The organism is Cohnella xylanilytica (genome assembly GCF_014212175.1).
Taxonomy (GTDB): Bacteria; Bacillota; Bacilli; order Paenibacillales; family Paenibacillaceae; genus Cohnella; species Cohnella xylanilytica.
Genome location: NZ_JACJVR010000097.1, coordinates 67,876 through 87,949, shown reverse-complemented (window position 1 = coordinate 87,949; position 20,074 = coordinate 67,876). Strand labels below are relative to the sequence as shown.

Genomic DNA, 20,074 nt, shown 5'->3' with positions numbered 1-20,074 from the left:
AGCGGGAAAGCGGGGAGCGTGCAAAGCGGCAAGAGGCGTCGCGAATCGCGACGCCCTTTCTGGCTCTCAGCCCTTGCGGAATTGGTTGGGCGAGACGCCCTCCAGCTTTTTGAACACCTTGCTGAAGTACTTCTCGTCCGAGAAGCCGACCATCTCGGCGATCTCCGCGATCTTGAGCGCCGGATTGCCGAGCAGCAGCTTGGCCCTCTCGATGCGGATGCGGCCGAGGAAGTCGGACAGGTTCTCGCCGAAGTCCTGCTTGAACCGGCGCGAGATGTACTCCCGGCTCAAGTAGAACTGCCCGGCGATCTCCTGCAGCGTCAGCTCGCGGTTGTAGTTCTGCTCGATGTACCTCGCGATCTCCGCCATGACGTTGCGCTCCCGCGAGCGCTCGCCGCCGCGCCTCTCCGCGATCCGCAGGAGCCGGGCGACGAGCTCCTCCTCCCACCGCGGCAGCGACAGGCAGCCGTCGTCGTCAAGCGGAATCGGCATGGGCGAGGCCGTGTCCGTGCCGCCAGCGGCCGCCGCCGAATCCTTCGCCCACCGCTCGCGCAGCGCGGCGAACTCGTGCCGCCACAGCTCGAGCTGCTCGAGCGTAATGTCCGGCAGGGCGCGCACCGCGTCGATCCAGCGCCGGACGGCGGCGCGGATCTCCGCTTCGCCGCCGTTCAGCGCGGCGAGCCGGAAGCTCTCCTCGTGGTCGAGCACCCTCAGCGGCGTGATCGCCGCCTTCGCGGCGGCCGGCTCGTACTCGTGGAACCGCGTCGTCTTCGCGAGCATGCTCCGGCGGCGCAGCGCCAGCCGCGCCGTCCGGCACGACGCCCCCGCCCCGGACGGAAAAGCCTCAACCGTCCCGATCCCGAAGTCGAACCGGCAGCGAAGCGTCAGACGGAAGCCCTCGTCCATCCTCCCCAGCGTCTCCCGCAGCTCCTCGAACCGGTCCCAGAGCAGGATGAGCACCTCGTTCTCGCTGTTCCAATAGCGGCAGGCGATCCCGCGGTTGTCGGGCCGCAGGAACTCGTTGCAGACGTTCGTCACGGAGAAGAACAGCAGGTCCCGGTTCCGGTCGAACTTGGCCATCACTTCGCGGCTCATCGTGTCGACGCCGAGCACGACGACCTGGCAGCGCTCCGCCCGGCCGAGCCCGAATTCCTCGTCGAGACTGTCTCGCACGACGGCGTAGGAGGCGGGCTCCGAGACGAGGTTGGAGAAGATCTTGTCCCAATACACCGGCTTCAGCCGGTTCATCTCGATGGCCCGCCGCTGGCTCAGCTTCTTCTCGCGATCCTCTCGCCGCCAATTGTCGACCGCCTTGCGCAGCGCCTCGTGCAGCTGCTCCGGGTCGATCGGCTTCAGCAGGTAATCCTGCCCGCCGTACTTCATCGTGCTCCGCACGAGATCGAAGTCGTCGTGCCCGCTGATGACGATGCTCTGGATCGGCCGCCCGCTCTTCTGGATCCACGCGAGCAGGTCGACGCCGTCCTGGATCGGCATCCGCATGTCGGTCACGACGATCTCCGGCTGCACCCGCTCGATCAGCCGGGCCGCCTCCTCTCCGTTGTCCGCCTCGTAGACGCCTTCGATCCCGAGGCCTCTCCAATCGACGAGAAGCTTGACCGCTTCCCGCACGTGCTGCTCGTCGTCTACGATCAATACGTTCATCGCTGTCCCTCCAGTCCGGCGCGAAGCGGGATGCGCAGAGAGACGCGGAAGCCCCGCGGCCCCCGCGATCCGGGCGAATCGACCGCCAGCTCCGCCTTCTCGTCGAAGTATAGCTTAAGCCGCATGCTGACGTTGCCTAGCCCGATAGGCTCCTCGTCGCCCCCGATGCGGGCGGACGGCCGGGCCAGCCGCTGCCGAAGCTCGTCCAGCTTGTCGGGAGGCATGCCGATTCCGTTATCCTCGACGTACACGAAGAGCCATTCTTCCTTCTCGATCCGCGCTCCGATCCGAATCTCGCCCGAGCCTCCTTGCGGCTCGTAGCCGTGCTTGAAGTAATTCTCGATGAGCGGCTGAAGCAGCATCTTCGGCACGAGCACCCCGAGCGCCCGCGGGTCGACGTCGTACGCGACGTTCAATTGATCCGCGAACCGCTGCTGCTGCAGCTCGAGGAACGCCCGGGCATGGGCGAGCTCCGCCTCGAACGGCACGATGACGTCGCGCGTGTTCATGTTGTAGCGCATCATTTTCCCCAACGAATTGATCAAGGAATATACCTTCGGAGCCTGGGACTGAAGCGCCAAGGTGCCGATCGACTGCAGGGCATTGTTGAGAAAATGCGGATTGATCTGCGCCTGCATCGCCTTGAGCTGATTGTTCTTGTTCGCGATCTCCAGCTTGTACTCGCGGTTGATGAGGTCCTTGATCGTGCCGATCATCGAATTGAACCGGCGGGCCAGCGTCCCGATCTCGTCCTTGCCCTGCACGGGGACGGTCACGTCGAGATTGCCGGTCTGCACCTTGTTGATGTGGCCGATAAGACGCTTGATCGGCTTCGTAAAATGCACCGACACGACGAGAGTGGCGATCACGACGATGACGAGGAACAGCGCGACGATCAGGGAGTTGATCGTCCGGATCGTCTTCGCGTTCTCGTGCAGATACGAGTAGGGAAGCTGCTTGACGACGATCCAATCCATGTAATTCGTCTTAAGCGTATCGTAGATCACGATTCCGGAGAAGCTCTCGTCCTTCCAGCGGATCGTCCCGCTCTCCCCCGCCGAAGCGAACAGCTTGTCCGACCACGGCTCGCGAAGAAGCTCGCCCGGGGAAGCCGCATTCGTGTTGTCGCTGCAGATGACCCGGTGGCCGCGGTCGAGCAGGTACAGCGTCTCTTGCTTCGAAGGGGCGAGAGTGCTGCAAATTTGCGCCAATTCCGTCGCCTTCACGTCGATGGACAGGTAGCCGATCACCTCGTCGCTCGGAGTGCGGATGATGGGCCGGCGCAGCGTGAATACGCTTTCTTGCTTGACGTTGCGGCTCCAATCGAGCTCGTAGCTGACGCTCGGATGCGGAGCTTCGATGAACGGCTTCGGATCGGACTCGCGCCCTTCCGGCCAGTCGATCCGGCTTACCGGACCGCCGGTGAAGAAGCCGCGGGACAGAAGATAGGCCAGGTTGTCCGCTCCGCGGAGCTGCAGGTGGATCTGGTGCACGCCCTTGATCGATTGATACATGTTGAGCAAGTGGCCGTAGATGAGCATCCGGTTGTTCCGGTCGAACGTCTCGGAGACGACATGAGGGGCGACGCCCCGTTCGATCATGGCGTACAGCGAGGTCGGCGAATTGAGAGAGTTGTAGACGTCCAGGGAGATCTCGTTGATCGCGTTCGCATAGTTCAGGATGTTGTTCTTCCCGAGAGAGAGCATCGCGCGGTTCTCGACGATCGACTTCTCGGTGACGGCGTCCTTGATGTAACGGTCGGACAGAAGCATGGAGAGGAGGATCGGAATGATCGTCGCGGCGAGCAGCAGACCCATCAATTTGTTGCGGATGCTCGTTCGGAACATGGCGTGTCGTCACCCCGAGGTCAATATATTACACCTAACCCATCATATCTATCGGTGGTCTGTCTGACAAGATCCCCTTATAGTCAAGGTAAGGTTGAGGGAAAGGGGAGTGCCGCATGCCCAAACGCAATAAAAACGGAGAGTGGCTGCAGCAGACGGTATTCGTCGGGCCGGGCCTGCTCGCGTTCGCGATCATCGTCCTGGTGCCGTTCCTGCTCGGCTTCTACTACTCCTTCACGGAGTGGAACGGCCTCGATCTCGACAAGGCCAAGTGGATCGGAATGGACAATCTCCATCGCATCTTCACGGACGACGATAAATTCTGGAGGTCGTTCTGGTTCACGATCCGGTTCACGGCCATCACCGTCGTCCTCGCGAACGTCCTGGCGTTCCTGCTCGCGCTGTCGCTGTCGCGGCCGCTTAAGAGCCGCAACGCGCTGAGGACGATTTTCTTCCTGCCGAACGTCATCGGCGGCATTCTGCTCGGCTACATCTGGCAGTTCATCTTCACCAAGGGCTTCAAGACGATCGGAGAGCTGACCGGCTGGCCGACGTTCGAGCTCCCGTGGCTCGGCACGCCGCAGACCGGCTTCTGGGGACTCGTCATCGTGTTCGTCTGGCAGACGGCCGGCTACATGATGGTCATCTACATCGCCGCGATGGTCGGCGTCCCGAAGGACTTGACGGAGGCGGCGGTCATCGACGGCGCCGGCTACTGGCAGACGGTGCGGAAGGTGACAATCCCGCTAATTATGCCGGCCGTGACGGTGTGCCTGTTCCTGACGACGTCGAACGCGTTCAAGATGTTCGACTTGAACCTGAGCCTGACGAAGGGCGGGCCGGGAACGTCCACCCAATCGCTCGCTTACAACGTCTACGCGGAAGCGCTCGTCAACAACCGGTACGGACTCGGGACCGCCAAGGCGATGATTTTCTTCATCCTCGTGTCGGTTATCGCCATCACGCAAGTATGGCTGACGAAGCGGAAGGAGGTCGAGGCGTAAGATGAGCAAGCCGCACGCGAACGTCCGAGAAGGGCGGAGCTCCCGGCTGATCGGAGTCGAGGCTCTCGCGATCCTGCTCGCGCTGCTGTTCCTGTCGCCGTTCTACTTCGTGCTCGTCAACTCGGTCAAGTCGCTCGGGGAGATTCTGGTCGACGCCGCCTCGTTGCCGCAGAAGTACCTGTTCGAGAACTATTCGAAGGTGTGGGACATCATCCGGTTCCCGCGCGCCCTCTGGCATTCGTTCGAGATTACGGCGATCAGCGTCGCGGGGATCGTCCTCGTCAGCTCGATGGCCGCCTACCGGATCGTCCGCCGGCCGACCCGGTTCAACAAGGCGCTGTTCTTCTGCTTCATCGCTTCGATGACGATCCCGTTCCAATCGGTCATGCTCCAGCTGGTTCGGGTGACGAGCCTGCTCGAGCTGCGGGGCAATCTGCTCGGCATCGTCGTCTGCTACCTCGGCTTCGGCCTCGCTCTCTCCGTCGTGCTGTTCCACGGCTTCATCAAGGGAGTGCCGATGGAGATCGAGGAAGCGGCCGTCGTCGACGGCTGCTCGCCGTACGGCGTGTTCTGGAGGATCGTGTTCCCGCTGCTTCGCCCGATTACGGTGACGGTCATCATTCTGAACACGCTGTGGATCTGGAACGACTATCTGCTGCCGGTTCTGATCATCGGGTCGAACAAAGCGCTGACGACGATTCCGCTTGCGGTGACCCGGTTTTTCGGCCAATATACGAAGCAGTGGGATTTGGCCCTGGCCGGTCTCGCGATGAGCGTCACGCCGATCATCGTCCTGTTCCTGCTGCTGCAGAAGCATATCGTCGAAGGGATAACATCCGGTTCCATTAAAGGGTAAAAAATCAATATGTTCCACCTATTCGTTCAACAACGTCGGTTCAATGTCGTGCAAACGTTTGACTATAATGGGCTTGTAAACGCGAGATACCATAATCGGGGAGGTCACCACTCATGAAGCGCTTTAGCACCCTGTTTTTGATCGCGGCACTTACCGTCGTAGCGGCCGGTTGCGGCAGCGGGAATAACGACAACGGCGGCTCGGCCGCGAGCCCGTCGGCGGAATCTCCGGCGGCCAGCCCGTCGGCGTCCGGCGCAAGCGAATCTCCGGCGGCGGAGAAGAAGGACGTCTCGATCAAGATCTTCAACTTCAAGGTCGAGATCGCGGACGCGTTCAACCAGCTGGCCGAAGAGTACGAGAAGGAGACCGGCGTCAAGGTCGAAGTCGAGACGCACGGCGGCGGCGAAGATTACAACGCGCTGCTGAAGGCCGAGATCGCTTCCGGCTCGGAGCCGGAGATCTTCAACGCCGAAGGCTTCGCGGCCCTCGAGCCGTACTACGACCGCGCGACAGACCTGACGAACGAGCCTTGGGCGAAGGACGTCATTCCGGCGGCGGCGGGTCCGGCGACGGTCGACGGCAAGCTGCTCGGCATGCCGATGAACATCGAAGGCTACGGCATCATCTATAACAAGGAGCTGTTCAACAAGGCCGGCATTACGGAGCTGCCGAAGACGCTGACGCAATTGACGGACGTCGTCAAGAAGCTGGAAGCGGCCGGCATCACGCCGTTCTCCACGACGAACGAGTGGTGGTCCATCGGTCACCACACGATCAACGTCGCGCTGGCGGAGCAGGCCGATCCGGTCAAGTTCATCGAGGACACGAAGACGGGCGCTTCCACGATCAAGGGCAACGAAGTGTTCGGCAAGTGGCTGAATTACGTCGACCTGGTGTTCAACCACAGCCAGAAGGATAAGCTGACGACGGACTACGCGACGCAAGTGGCGAACTTTGCGTCCGGCAAGACGGCGATGATCCAGCAGGGCAACTGGATTCAAGGCGACATCGACAAGGTCGCGAAGCTGGACCTCGGCTTGCTGCCGATTCCGATCGACGACGGCGGCAACTCGCGCATCTACACCGGCCCGGCGAACTTCTGGATCGTCAACAGCAAGTCGAAGCATCCGGAAGAAGCGAAGGCGTTCCTGAACTGGCTCGTATCGTCCGAGACGGGCAAGAAGTACCTGACGAAGGAATTCAAATTCATCCCGGCGCTGGCGACCATTCCGGCGACGACCGAAGACATCGGCCAGCTCGGCGCGGCCGTCTCCGAACAAGCGAAGACCGCGGGCGGCTGGCATTGGGGCCGGTACCCGGACGGCGTCATCCAGGGCTGGGGCGCGGCGATGCAGGAATACCAAGGCGGCCAGATCGACAAGGATAAGCTGCTCGAGAAGCTCGACCAGGCGATTCAGGATATCGTGAAGAAGTAAAGCAGGCCTTCCTATATATAGAAGAAAGAGATGGTACGATCCGGCTTCGGCTGGGGTACCGTCTCTTTTTTTCTACAATTGTCCGATTCGCATACGGACTTGGTTTTCCATGTTCAGGTCCACACGTGGCTGCCTAGTTCGGGCTGTGCAGAATCTGAATGCAGGCGGTTTAACGTGTGTGCGATTTTTCGAACAAAATCGTCAAAAACATCGCTAACAGAAGAATTCTGTATGATTCTTCGCATAAAACCTAATCAATGCACCGTCAAAAGGCAGAATTTGTACGGTTTTTCGCACAAAACCAAACTGCGCACTTTCTTGTGGGAGATTTTATACGATTTTTCATATAAAAGTCCGAATCGAAATACCTCGGGATAGGTTTTCGTTAGGGAATTGGATGTTCGTAGTTTTTATTGTTGGGGTCAAAGAGAGCAACCAGATTACTCGCATGGACGGAAGAACGCCGCAGTCGGCTAAAGAGAGGAACCAGATTACGCACATAGACGGAGAAGAGGAGCGGTAGGCGGAAGAGAGCAACCAGATTACTCGCATGGACGGAAGAACGCAGCAGTCGTCCAAAGAGAGGAACTAGATTACTCTCATGGGCGGAGAAGAGGCGGGGGCGACGGAAGGAGAATTGGGCAGCTGGGACGGCGAAGATAGAGGCTTCCTTCTTGGTCGATTCCTCCAAGGCCCCTCTAATCCGTCATTTCCCATCCCGCTTAACGATTCGCATTGCGTATTTGCAAAAAAACATTCTCCATTTGCGCAAAGTTTGATATAATTTTGCCGCAAACAACATCGCGGATTGGGGATAACGAGATGCGGCCCATATGGATCAGAAAAGCGCGGGTTTACGCGGAAAATGGCGTCCTGGAAGAAGCGGCGGTCGAAGTGAGAGAGGGACGGATCGCCGGTATTTATAACGCGGGAGCGGACGGCAGGCTTCCGGAGCCTCCCGCGGAGGCGGAAGTGATCGAAGCGGAAGGCTTCGCGCTCCTCCCCGGCTTCGTGGACGTTCACGTGCACGGAGGAGGGGGCGGCGACGCCATGGGCGCGACGCGGGGCGACCTGGAGCGGATGTGCGCGTACCACTCCCGTCACGGCACGACTTCGCTGCTCGTCACGACGCTGACGGCGGGGGTGGAGCCGATCGCGAAGGCGGTGGCGGCGGCCGCGGCGTTCATGCGCAGCGAGTGGACGGGAGGCGCCAAGGCGGCCGGCGTCCATCTGGAGGGGCCGTTCCTGAACCCGGCTTATTGCGGGGCGCAGGATCCGAGGACGATGCGGGCGCCGAGCGCCGAAGAGCTCGAGGCGATGCTCGCCGGCACGGAAGGCGTCGTGCGGCTCGTGACGCTTGCGCCGGAGATGCCCGGGGCGGACCGCGCGATCGAATTCGCGAGAAGCCGGGGCATGACGGTGTCCGCGGGGCATACGGGAGCGACCTATGAGGAGATGCGGGAAGCGGTCAAGCGGGGAGTCGCGCATGCGACCCACCTGTTTAACGGCATGAGAGGCATCCACCATCGCGATCCGGGAGCCGCCGGAGGAGCGCTGCTGCACCCGGAGGTGACGGCCGAGCTCATCTGCGACGGCGTTCACGTCCATCCGGACCTCGTGAAGCTGACGTTCGACGTCAAGACGGCCGAGAAGGTCGCTCTCATCACGGACTGTATCTCGTGCGCCGGCTGCCCGGACGGGGAATACCGGCTGGGCGACTTGCCCGTCATCGCGCAAGACGGCGTCGTCACGCTGCGCGGCGAAGACGGGAAGCCTGGCGGACTGGCCGGCAGCACGCTGACGATGCGCGGGGCGTTCCTGAACGCGATGCGCTTCGCCGGGAGAACGCCGGAGCAGGTGCTGCCCGCCCTGACGCTGACGCCGGCCCGCCAGGCCGGAATCGACAAGGAGACGGGCTCGATCGCGCCCGGCAAGGCGGCGGATCTGGTGCTGATGGACGCGGAGTGGAACGTCGTCTGGACGATGGCGGACGGACGGATCGTCTACCGGGCGGAGATAAGCGGCCAACCAACCAAGGGGGATCACTGATATGGCAACGCGGGATAAGCTCTACGTCGGCGTCGACGTCGGGGGAACGAACATCGAATGCGGAGTGGTCGCGGAGGAAGGGCGCGTCGTCGGCCGCGTCCGGCGATCGACGGGAGTCCGGGAAGGCACGGAAGCGGTCATCGAACGGATCGCCGGGATGGTCGAGGAAGCGGCAGCGAAGGCGGCGGGCGGCATCGCGGGAATCGACGCGGTCGGCGTCGGCATCCCTGGGCTCGTGGACCCGGCGGGGGGCATCTCGCGGCTCGCCGTCAACCTCGGCTGGAGGGACGTGCCGCTGGCCGCCAAGCTTCGGGAGCGGCTCGGCGTGCCCGTCTTCATCGAGAACGACGTGAAGACGTACGTATTCGGCGAAGCCGTCTCGGGAGCGGGAGCCGGATACCGCCACGTGTTCGGTATCACGATCGGCACGGGGCTCGCCGGCGCGTTCGTGACGGACGGGGCGATCTTCGGCGGGGGAGACCATCTGGCGGGAGAGCTGGGCCATATTCCGCATGAACGGATTCCCAATACGTGCAATTGCGGCATGGCCGGCTGCCTCGAGACGCTCGTCTCGGCGACGGGAATCGCCCGCCAGGCCGCGGACGCCGTCAGGCAGGGGGCGGCAGGGGCGCTGGCGGACAAGTTCCGCGAACGTCCCGAAGCGATCACGGCGAAGGACGTCTCCGAGGCGGGCGCCGGAGGAGACGAGACGGCTCTGGCGATTCTGGAGCATACGGGACGGCTGCTGGGCGAGGCGCTCGCCTACGTCGTGCCGGTGCTGAGCCCGGACATCGTCGTCGTCGGGGGCGGGGCCGCCCAAGCGGGAGAAGCCCTGCTCGGCCCGATGGAGCGGGAGCTGCGAAGCCGCCTCCTGCAAGCGTTCGCGGACAGGCTCGTCGTTCGCCCGGGGGCTCTCGGGAGCGACGCGGGAATCGTGGGCAATGCGCTTTACGCCAAAAGCAAAGCTTGATTTGCGCAAAACTTTGGACAAATTTGCGCAAAAACGCTTGACAGTTTGCGTAAACTTATCGTAAATTAATCGTATAATTTGCCGCAAATTTAACATAAACCTGCATCTTGGAGGGGACGACTTGACGAAGAAAATTCGGTTGGCGCTGGTAGGATTGGGGGACATGGGCTCCGGGCACTTGTACGGCTTCGATAGAATCCCGGATTGCGAGATTACGTGGGTGGCGGATCCGCACGAGTCGAACCGGTCCCGGGCGCTCGGCTTCCTGAAGAACAACAAGCCGCAAGTTTGCCGCACGCACGAGGAGCTGCTGGCGCATGCCGACGATTACGACGCGGTCGTCATCAGCGTGCCGAACTACCTGCACCGCGACGTCGCGCTGCCGTTCATCGCGCTCGGCAAGCCGCTGTTCCTGGAGAAGCCGGTGGCGCCGAAGCTCTCCGCCTGCGACGAGATCATGAAGGCGGCCGAGGAGAAGGGTGTGCCCGTCCAGATCGGCCTGGTCTACCGGTACTCCAACGTCTATCGCCGCATGGAGAAGGAACTGAAGCAGGGCCGTCTCGGCGACGTGACGATGATGTGGTGCAAGGAGTTCCGCGACCCGTTCCCTCCGGCCGATTGGTTCTACGATGAAGAGCTGTCCGGAGGCGCCCTGGTCGAGAAGGATTGCCACCACTTCGACATCTTCAACTGGATGATCGGCGCGAAGCCCGTCCGCGTCTTCGCTTCGGGCGGCCAGCACGTCATCCGCAAGGGCGAAGACGTACTCGTCACCAACAGCTACACGCACTACCCCGCGAAGACGATCAACACGAGCTCCATCGTCGACCACGCCTGGGTAACCGTCGACTACGACAACGGGAGCAAGGCGATGCTCGGCCTCTGCATGTATCTGAAGCCGTACAACCTGACCGACGAAGGGTTGGAGATCGGCCTCATCGGCAGCAACGGCGCCCAGATGATCGCCAAGCGGGACAAATCCCTCGATATCAGCGGGGGAGAAGACTTGACCCGCGAGCATATCGACCTGGACGTCGTCTCCGACTCCTCCGACGGAGGCCATACCGGCAGCCAGACCCAGCGGTACGCGTTCCTGAACACGGTTCGCACCGGAGAGAAGCCGTTCGCCGACCTGAACGTCGGGCGAGACGCGCTGCTCATCGCCCTGGCGGCGGAACGGTCCATCAAGGAAGAACGTTACATTTATCTGGACGAGCTGAAGTAACGGCCGCGGCGCGGGGGGAGTGTGGCAGGTGATTAGAAAATGGAGGGAAGACGGGGCGTTTCTGCTGTTCATATCGCCCTGGATCATCGGGTTCCTGGCCTTCTTCGTCGGGCCGGCGATCGCGAGCCTCGTCTACAGCTTCGCGGATTATAACGCGATCACGAAGCCGATCTGGGTCGGCTTCGACAATTACGCCAAGCTGTGGTCCGACGAGGTTTACTTAAAGAGCTTGCGCAACACGCTGTATTTCGTCTTTATCGGGGTTCCGGTTACGGTCGGATTTCAGATTCTTCTGTCTCTTCTGCTCAACATCGAGGTTCCGGGAATCCGTTTTTTCCGCACGCTTTATTATTTGCCTTACCTGGTGCCGCCGGTCGCAACCGTTATCATCTGGCTTATCCTGTTCGGATCCGGCGACGGAGTCGTCAACACGATCCTTCTCTGGTTCGGGGGAGCGCAGATCGATTGGATGGGCTCGGAGGGCCTCATCAAGCCGGTCATCATCACGATCGGCATGTGGATGTCGGGGGGTTCCGTCCTCGTGTTCCTCGCCGGTCTCAAGGGAATACCGAGCTCGCTCTACGAGGCGTCCCGGATCGACGGGGCGGGCCGCGTCCGCACGTTCTTCAGCGTCACGCTGCCGATGCTCACGCCGTCCATCCTGTTCACGGTCGTCATGCAGATCATTTACTACTTCCAGATGTTCACGGAAGCCATGCTGCTGAGCAAGGGCGGTCCGGACTACGCGTCGCAGACGTACATGATGAATACGTACCAGGTGGCGTTCCGCGACCTGAACTTCGGGTACGCCATGGCGCAGTCCTGGGTGCTGTTCGTCATCATTCTTCTCATCACGGTCGCTCTCATGCAATCGTCCCGGCGATGGGTGTACTACGAAGGCGACGAGAAGGGAGGAAGCAACGGCTAATGTACAGGGCTAAACTTCTGAATCGTACGTATTCCTATCTTTTCCTCCTCATCGGCCTTCTTATCTTTATCGGTCCGCTGCTGTGGCTGATCTCCACGATGCTGAAGACGCAAGACCAGACGTACGTGTTCCCGCCGAAGCTGCTTCCCGACCCGTTCACCTTGAGCGCCTTCACCCGGCTGTTCGAGACGATGTCGCTTATGCCGCGGTGGATCGCGAACTCGTTCTCCGTCTCGATCATCAACGGCCTGGGAACGATCCTGACGAGTTCGCTCATCGCGTTCGGCTTCGCCCGCACCAAGTCCCGGCTTCGCTCCTGGCTGTTCGTCGTCGTGCTCGCCACCCTGATGATTCCGTCGCAGGTGACGCTCATTCCGATGTACATCCTGTTCAGCAAGATCGGCTGGTACGATACGTGGCTGCCGCTGACGATTCCGGTGCTGCTGGCGAACCCGTACTTCATCTTCCTGTTCCGGCAGTACTTCCTGACGCTTCCGCGGGAGCTCGACGAAGCGACTTACGTGGACGGCGGCGGCTATTGGACCATCTACTCCCGGGTCGTGCTTCCTCTCTCCGGCCCGATTATCATCTCCGGCTTTATCTTCTCGTTCGTGTTCACCTGGACCGACTACTTCACGCCGCTGATCTTCATCCAATCCGAGAAGCTTCAAATGATGAGCGTAGGGCTGCAGCTGATTATGGGCAAGAACTCGCAAGACCTGCCGATGATGGCCGCGGGCTCGTTCCTGGCCCTTCTGCCGATCGCCGTCATCTACTTCTCGGCCCAGAAATACTTCGTCGAAGGCGTCGTCATGTCCGGAATCAAATAAAACTAGGGGGAGACTCGTCGATGAGATCCAGAGAGCAGCTTCGCCCGATCCAATGGGCCGCGCCGGTGTTGGCTACGGCGCTCGTTCTGTCCGCCTGCGGCGGCAATTCCGGGGATTCAGGCAATTCCGGCAATTCCGGCAATTCCGGCAAGGGGGCTTCGCCCTCCGCCTCCGGGTCGGGAGGCGCTTCGGGCGCCAAGACCAAAGTCACGTTCATGCAGTGGGGGACGCAGGACGAAGTGAACCAGACGAAGGAATTGCTGAAGAAGTTCAACGAGAAGTATCCCGACATCGAGGTCGAGGTGGCGTCCAAGGACTGGGAGACGTACTGGACCGCGATCACGGCGCAGGCCGCCTCGCAATCGCTGCCCGACGTGTTCAAGATGGACGAAGCCTACCTGGACAAGTACGCCAAGCTCGGCGCGATGAAGGACCTGACGGAGCTCATGTCCGCCAAGTCGTTCGACGCCTCGGACTTCGAGCCGAACGTGCTGAAGAAGCTGCAGTCCGACGGCAAGCAGTACGCCCTTCCCCGCGACGCGAACACGATCGTCATGTACTACAACAAGAAGCTGTTCGCCGATCCGAAGACGAATCCGTCCGGAGCGCCGGTGCCGACGGGCATGATGAACTGGGACGACCTGATCGCCATCGCGAAGAAGATGACTCTGGACAAGAGCGGCAAGACGGCGGAAGACCCCGCGTTCAACAAGTCCGGCGTCTCGCAGTGGGGGCTCGTCATGGACGCGGCCGGCTCCGCCGATTCCGTGCTCGAGTCGCAGCTCTGGTCCAACGGGGCGAAGTTGGTGAACGACGACCGATCGTTCGCGATGAACACGCCCGAGGCGATGGAAGTGCTGACCAAGTTCAGCGGCTTCATCACGAAGGAGAACGCCGTGCCGAACTTCGGCCAGTCCCAGACGCTCTCGAAGGACCCGTTCCTCGCTCTGTCGACGGGCAAGGTCGCGATCGCGTTCGGGGGAAGCTGGAACGCGAGCGAATACAAGATCGCCGGAATCGACTTCGAGGCGATCCTTCCTCCGAAGTTCAAGGAAGAGAAGACGGTCGTGCAGGAGACCGGCTACGCGATGAGTCCGTCGACGAAGAACGAAGACGCGGCCTGGACGCTGATGAATTGGCTGTCCGGTCCCGAAGGGCAGATCGCCTTGGCCGAGCAAGGCCAATCGGTTCCGGCCAACAAGAAGGCGGCCGACGCGTACCTCGCCAAGGACGAAGGCTTCGACAAGCAGGTATTCATCGAATCGCAGAAATACGCGATCCCCGTTCCGTTCTTCGACGGCAAGGAGAAGCTGCTGTGGGACATCATTCCGCAGAAGCTGAGCAATCCGATGTCCGGCAAGGGCGATATCGCGAAGGCGGTCGAGGAGATTCAGAAGGCGTACGGCAAGTGAAGGCTTACGAGAGATGAATAGGGGAGATTAGAGCTATGAATACGAAGAACGTATCCAAGGTTGTCGCGCCTTTAACCGCTCTGGGCTTCATTCTGGCCGCTTGCTCGGGATCGAACGGGAATTCGAACGCGACTCCGTCCGCCTCGTCGGGCGGCTCCGCTTCGGCCTCCGCTTCCGCAGCCGCGGAGCCGAGCGGCAAGGTGACCTACATGATGTGGGGAACCGAAGAGGAAGTGAACCAGACCAAGGACCTGCTCAAGAAGTTCAACGAGAAGTATCCGAAGGTCGAGGTCGACGTCGTCTCCAAGGACTGGGGAACCTACTGGACCGCGATCACCGCCCAAGCCGCGTCGAAGAGCCTTCCCGACGTCTACAAGATGAGCTACGCCTACGTCGACAAGTACGCCAAGCTCGGCGCGATGAAGGATCTGACCGACCTCATCTCGAGCACCGGCTTCAACCTCGGCGACTTCGAGCCGGGCGTGCTCGCCGCGCATCAATCCGGCGGCAAGCAGGTGTCGCTGCCCCGCGACTCGAACACGATCGTTCTCTATTACAACAAGAAGCTGTTCGCGGACGCGAAGACGAATCCGCTCGGAGCGCCCGTGCCGACGAACGACATGACCTGGGACCAGCTGATCGACATCGCGAAGAAGATGACGATCGACAAGAGCGGCAAGACGGCGGGAGACGCCGGCTTCGATTCCGCCCAGACGTCCCAATGGGGCTTCGTCATGGACGCGGCGGGCTCGGCCGACTCCGTGCTCGAGCCGCAGCTGTGGTCGAACGGAGCCAGGATGGTGAACGACGACGAATCGCTCGCGCTCGAATCGCCCGAAGCGACGGAAGTGCTGAACAAGTTCGCCTCGCTCGTCACGACGGATCACGTGACGCCTTCGTTCAGCCAGAGCCAGACGCTCGCCAAGGACCCGTTCCTCGCGCTCGCGACCGGCAAGGTGGCGATGAGCTTCGGCGGCAGCTGGAGCGCGAACGAATACAAGAAGGCCGGCATCGAGTTCGACGCGGTTCTGCCTCCGAAGTTCAAGGAGACGAAGACGGTCGTCCAGGTCGCGGGCAACGCCATGAGCCCGAACTCCAAGAACGAGGCCGCGGCGTGGGCGCTGCTCAGCTGGCTGGCCGGTCCGGAAGGGCAGATCGCGCTCGCCGAGCAAGGCCAGTCGATTCCGGCGAACAAGCAGGCGGCCGACGCCTACCTCGCCATCGACGACGGCTACAACAAGCAGACGTTCATCGAAGCGCAGAAGTATGCCATCACCGCTCCGTTCTTCGACGGCAAGGATAAGCTCATGTGGGAGATCGTGCCGCAGAAGCTGCAGCAGCCGTTGTCGGGCAAGGGCGATATCGCCAAGGCGGTTCAGGAGATCAAGAAGCTGTACGGCAAGTGAGGCGGTTTAGAAGCGCTTGAATAGATCTTACCTGCGAGGGAGGATGTTCGAGATGGCGATGACGCTTGGGAAGCGGCGATGGCTGCGGACGGGCGCGGCGTTCGTTCTCGCATCCTCTCTGGCCGTTCCGGGGGCGGGAGCTTACGCTTCCGCCCGGACGGCCGGGGAGGGCGCGCGGTTCGACGGACAGCCCGGGCAATGGAGCGGCGTTCCGAGCGCGAGCACGGAGCTTAGTCAGACGCTGCAAATCATGAAAGCGGTTCAACAGGGAGGCAAGCTGAAGCTGCTCGTCCGCGGTCCTGGATTGGACCGGAAGGGAATCTGGTACGTCGACGCCGACGGGGACGAGAAGACGGGGCTGCCGGCTCCTTATTGGAGCAACGGAGGCGGCATCGAGCTGAAGATCTCCATGGGGAAAATGTGGAGAGCCGTCGGCGGCAAATGGGAATACGCGGGGACGGTCGAGACGAAGACGGCCGGGGATACGATGGAAGCGGAGGTCGATCTGGCATCGATCGGGGCGGGGACCTCCTCCGTCCTCCGGGTCGCCTTCGCTCTTGAAGGCGACCGGTATTTGCCGTCTCCCGGACAGAGGATGCTAGCCGTGCCGCCGGGAGCGGAAGACGCGTTCGGACCGGAGGTTCGGGCGACGATCGACGGTGACGTCGGCGAGTGGAGCGGCATCGAGCCGGCGGCCCGATCGGCCGACGGTCTGGCGTCCCTCTATGCCGCGATGGAAGAGAACAGCCTCGTACTGCTCATCGCGGGCAAGCTGGCGGAGTTCAACGACATCTATCTGGATACCGACCGCAGCGCCGACACCGGCTACGCGGACGTGGGCTGGCCCGGGTTCGGGGGCGACTGGCTGATCGAGAACGGCGGCTTGTACAAGAGCACGGGGGCCGGCTGGAACTGGGCTCCCGTCGAAGCGGAAGGCATCGAGTACAAGCAGGGAGGCTCCGGCGACCAAGGGATCGTCGAATACCGCGTTCCGCTGGCCGCGATCGGAATCGCGAATCCGAAGCCGATCGCCGTCGGCTTCACGTCGAACGGCGTAACCGTTCCGTCCGCGGAGGCCAAGCCGCCGCTCGCGGCGCCTCCGCTGCCGAAGCCCGCCGCCGGCGAAGACGGGCCGGCTTCCGGCCGCTGGGGAGTCGAGATCGTCGCGGACGGCGACCCCGGCGACTGGGCGTCCGTGGACACGGCCGCCGCCGGTACCGGGGAGACGCTCAAGCTGAGCGCGGCGCACGATTCCGACAAGCTCTACCTGCTCGTCGAAGGAGACTCCGTCGACACGCGCAACGAGTTCTACCTCGATACGGACGGCCAAGCTTCGACCGGGTACAAGGGGACGGATTGGACCGGCTTCGGGGCCGACGCGAAGATCGTCTACAACAAGCTGTACCTGTACGAGCCGAAGACGGCGAAGTGGAAGGAAGCCGGTCCGGTCCGGGCGGAGATCGGCTCGAACCATGCTCTTTTCTATCTGTACAAGGATCAGTTGGGGTTGACCGGGAACGCGAAGCCTTCCGTCGGCTACGTCGGCCAAGGGGCCTACCGGCTGCCCGCGGCGGGCGGAAGCGCGCTGGCGTTGACGGGCCCGGTCCCCGAGGAGGGGGCGGGCGACTCCTACGTTCCCCGGGAGCGGTTCGGCGTGCTGGACAATCCGCTCATGGGCTGGGCCGGCTGGGCGACAACGACGGAGGAGCTCCCGCAGCCGCACAAGCTCGTCTACGCCAACATCGCCTGGCGGGACCTGGAGCCCCGGAAGGGCGAATTCGACTGGGCGGGCATCGAGCGGAAGTATCAATTCGCCAAGTGGAAGGCGGAGGGGACCCGGATCAACTTGCGGTTCGTGCTGGACGACCCGGGCGAGGATCCCGACATGGACATTCCGCAGTGGCTGTACGACGAGCTGGTGACGGCGGAAGGCGAAGACGGCGCGGGAAAATGGTACGACACCCCCGATTCGGTCGTGGGCAAAGGGTTTGCGCCAAATTACTCGAGCCCGACGTTGATCGCCGAACACGGGAGAGTGCTGGCCGAGCTGGGCAAGCGTTACGACAACGATCCCGCCATCGCTTACGTTCAGATCGGCAGCCTCGGGCATTGGGGCGAGTTCCACAACTGGCCGGAGGAAGTGTCCGGCGCGTTCCCGAGCCTCGCCGTATCGGACCAGTACGTCGAGCACTATTTGAAGGCGTTCCCGCACAAGCTCGTCGGGATGCGCAAGCCGTTCCCGATCGCCGCGGCGAACCGGCTCGGCTTGTTCAACGACGTGTTCGGCAGCCAGGGAGCCACCGACGAGTGGCTGAACTGGATCGAAGAGGGCTGGAACGGAATCGGCCCCTACGCCGGCGAAGGCGAGGATCCGGCGGCGGTTCAGGACGCGTCCAGGATGCCGAATTTCTGGAAGTTCAATTTCTCCGGGGGAGAATACTACAACGGCAACCCGCTGCTCTCGTTGTCGGACGAGACGATCGTCGAGACGCTGCGCGAGATCCGGGCCAGCCACACGGCGTGGCTGGGGCCTTCCTCGCCGGCGCCGTTCAAGCTTGGTGAGGACATCGATGAAGCGCAGCAGGCGAACATCGACCTCGTCCATAACACGATGGGGTACCGATTCGTTCTGGAAGCCGCGACGCACGCGAAGAAGGCTTCTCTCGGGACGAACCTCGTCGTCGGGCTGAGGTGGAACAACAAGGGCGTCGCGCCGTTCTACGAGGCTTGGCCGCTCGCCCTGGCCCTAGTCGACTCGCAGGGGCGGCTGGCCGCGGACAGCGTCCGGACGGTCGACAACACGGACATTCGGCGATGGCTTCCGGGCCGTACCGGGGTATTGGCCGATTACAAGCTGCCGCAAGGGCTCGCGACGGGCGAATATACGCTCGCCGTCGCCATTCTCGATCCGGCGACGGGCAAGCCGGGCGTGCATCTCGGCATCGAGGGCGAACGCTCGGACGGCTGGACCGAACTGGACCGAATTCAAATCGCGAAGTAACGAAGCAAGAAGGAAGAAGGAAGAGGAAGCTCCTTGACAAGATCTCGCGCCATCCGCCGCATGCCCGCCAAGCATGCCGGCGGATGGCGCGCGGGCTCTCCGGGGGTTGTGGAAGTTCGACAAACGGGGGAGCGATCCGATCTTGAAGCGAAGCCGAGACCGTCCGGACCGATGGACGGGGACGGGAATCGGCGGCGCAAACCGATGACAGCGTTTGCGTAAATGAGCGTCTTTTTTGGCTCTGCGCCTCGTTTTCGCGGTCATCGGCCAATGCGGGAAGGAGGTGCATTTTAGAGAGACAACCTAAAGTTGACATGGCCGCGGCAGTTCCGTTATGATGAATGTAAACGTTTGGCGCAAATTCATAAAAAGAGAGCTATTAAAGGAGTGCGAACAGAGACGTGACAACGTTGAAAGACGTCGCCCAGCACGTTGGCGTCTCCATATCGACGGTATCGCGCGTGGTGAACAACGAAGCTACCCGCTCTGTCAATCCGGAGACCCGCCGCAAGATATGGGACGCCGTCACCGAGCTCGGGTACCAGCCCAACAAGTGGGCGCGCCAGTTGGTCAAGGGCGGGCAAGCCGCTCCGTCCGCGGCGACCCGCGTCGGCTGCATCGTCGCGGTGACGCAGAACAAATACAATCATCCGTACTTCTCCGGAATATTGGAAGGAATCGAGAAGGGACTCGTCGATAACGGCTACGAGCTGACTTACGTGCAGACCGGCGACGATCTCCGCAATCCCGCGCTGCTGCACCGCATTCTCCACGAGAACGCGGCGGACGGGCTGATCCTCGTCGAAGGGCTGGAGCCCGAGACGTACGAGACGCTGCGCCGGAGTGTGCCTTATCTCGTCGGGGTGGACGTCTCGGACCCCGGCATTCCGCGCGTGACGTACGACCGGGTGGAAGCGGCGAAGGCCGCCGTCCGGCATCTGCTCGAGCAAGGCCATAAGCGCATCGCGTTTATCGGGGGCCCGGGATTGTCCCAGGACGTGGAGAAGGAGAAGCGCTACAGAGGCTACCGCGAGGCGCTTCGCGAAGCGGAGCTGGACGTTCGGCCCGAATGGGTGCTGAATTCCAACTGGGACGTCGAGGCCAGCTACCAATTGACGAAGGAATTGCTTCAGAGCGATAAAGAAAAGCCGACCGCCATCTTCGCCGCGAGCGACATGATGGCGATATCGGCCATGAGGGCGGCGAACGAGTGCGGCTTGCGCATCCCCGACGACATCGCGTTCGTCGGTCTCGACAACATCGAACTGTCCGCCTACAGCTCGCCGCCGCTGACGACGGTCCACATCCCCAAGTTCGAGATCGGAAGCATCGCCGCCAAGACGCTGATCGACTACATCCAGGGCAAATATCCGATCCCCGTGAAGATCTCGGTCCCGTTCGAGCTGAAGATCCGCCAATCCTCGCTCTCCGGTCCGAAGGCTTAATTC

Annotated in this window: 14 protein-coding genes; 12 read left to right on the top strand and 2 right to left on the bottom strand. The window is 62.0% G+C overall.

Features of this window, described 5'->3' with window-relative positions:
- Positions 1-66: 66 nt before the first annotated feature.
- Both H7B90_RS24620 and H7B90_RS24615 read right to left on the bottom strand, forming a co-directional pair.
- Positions 67-1,662 (bottom strand): response regulator, encoded by a 1,596-nt coding sequence (locus H7B90_RS24620; protein WP_185138545.1) that lies wholly within the window; start codon positions 1,660-1,662, stop codon positions 67-69.
- The gene (locus H7B90_RS24615; RefSeq protein WP_185138544.1) at positions 1,659-3,509 is read right to left on the bottom strand and encodes a cache domain-containing sensor histidine kinase; all 1,851 of its coding nucleotides are present in this window, start codon (positions 3,507-3,509) and stop codon (positions 1,659-1,661) included. The genes H7B90_RS24620 and H7B90_RS24615 overlap by 4 nt, the downstream gene beginning before the upstream one ends.
- Before the next feature lie 116 nt (positions 3,510-3,625).
- On the opposite strand from H7B90_RS24615, the gene H7B90_RS24610 reads away from it, so the two are divergent.
- The 12 genes from H7B90_RS24610 to H7B90_RS24555 all read left to right on the top strand — a co-directional run bounded on the left by H7B90_RS24610 (position 3,626) and on the right by H7B90_RS24555 (position 20,071).
- Positions 3,626-4,513, top strand: a complete 888-nt coding sequence (locus H7B90_RS24610; protein ID WP_185138543.1) for a carbohydrate ABC transporter permease — start codon at positions 3,626-3,628, stop codon at positions 4,511-4,513.
- 1 nt (position 4,514) lies between these two features.
- Positions 4,515-5,369 carry a carbohydrate ABC transporter permease gene (locus tag H7B90_RS24605; RefSeq protein WP_185138542.1) on the top strand — a complete coding sequence of 285 codons (855 nt, stop codon included), beginning with the start codon at positions 4,515-4,517 and terminating at the stop codon, positions 5,367-5,369.
- Positions 5,370-5,482: 113 nt separating this feature from the next.
- On the top strand, positions 5,483-6,805 hold the full coding sequence (locus H7B90_RS24600) for an ABC transporter substrate-binding protein (RefSeq protein ID WP_185138541.1): 1,323 nt from the start codon (positions 5,483-5,485) through the stop codon (positions 6,803-6,805).
- Positions 6,806-7,627: 822 nt separating this feature from the next.
- Positions 7,628-8,854, top strand: a complete 1,227-nt coding sequence (nagA, locus tag H7B90_RS24595) for an N-acetylglucosamine-6-phosphate deacetylase (protein WP_185138540.1) — start codon at positions 7,628-7,630, stop codon at positions 8,852-8,854.
- A gap of 1 nt (position 8,855) precedes the next feature.
- Positions 8,856-9,824 (top strand): ROK family protein, encoded by a 969-nt coding sequence (locus tag H7B90_RS24590; RefSeq protein WP_185138539.1) that lies wholly within the window; start codon positions 8,856-8,858, stop codon positions 9,822-9,824.
- A 121-nt stretch (positions 9,825-9,945) separates the two neighbouring features.
- On the top strand, positions 9,946-11,049 hold the full coding sequence (locus H7B90_RS24585; RefSeq protein WP_185138538.1) for a Gfo/Idh/MocA family protein: 1,104 nt from the start codon (positions 9,946-9,948) through the stop codon (positions 11,047-11,049).
- Between the two features lie 28 nt (positions 11,050-11,077).
- Complete coding sequence (locus tag H7B90_RS24580) at positions 11,078-11,977, top strand: carbohydrate ABC transporter permease (RefSeq protein ID WP_311772807.1); 900 nt, start codon at positions 11,078-11,080, stop codon at positions 11,975-11,977.
- Positions 11,977-12,807 carry a carbohydrate ABC transporter permease gene (locus H7B90_RS24575; RefSeq protein WP_185138536.1) on the top strand — a complete coding sequence of 277 codons (831 nt, stop codon included), beginning with the start codon at positions 11,977-11,979 and terminating at the stop codon, positions 12,805-12,807. The genes H7B90_RS24580 and H7B90_RS24575 overlap by 1 nt, the downstream gene beginning before the upstream one ends.
- Before the next feature lie 20 nt (positions 12,808-12,827).
- Entirely contained in the window at positions 12,828-14,219 is a 1,392-nt protein-coding gene (locus H7B90_RS24570; protein WP_185138535.1) for an ABC transporter substrate-binding protein, read from the top strand.
- A 35-nt stretch (positions 14,220-14,254) separates the two neighbouring features.
- Positions 14,255-15,625: an ABC transporter substrate-binding protein gene (locus tag H7B90_RS24565; RefSeq protein WP_185138534.1), complete on the top strand. Its 1,371-nt coding sequence runs from the start codon at positions 14,255-14,257 to the stop codon at positions 15,623-15,625.
- Positions 15,626-15,677: 52 nt separating this feature from the next.
- Complete coding sequence (locus H7B90_RS24560; protein ID WP_185138533.1) at positions 15,678-18,626, top strand: DUF4832 domain-containing protein; 2,949 nt, start codon at positions 15,678-15,680, stop codon at positions 18,624-18,626.
- 401 nt (positions 18,627-19,027) lie between these two features.
- Positions 19,028-20,071, top strand: a complete 1,044-nt coding sequence (locus H7B90_RS24555) for a LacI family DNA-binding transcriptional regulator (protein WP_185138532.1) — start codon at positions 19,028-19,030, stop codon at positions 20,069-20,071.
- The last annotated feature ends 3 nt before the right edge of the window (positions 20,072-20,074 follow it).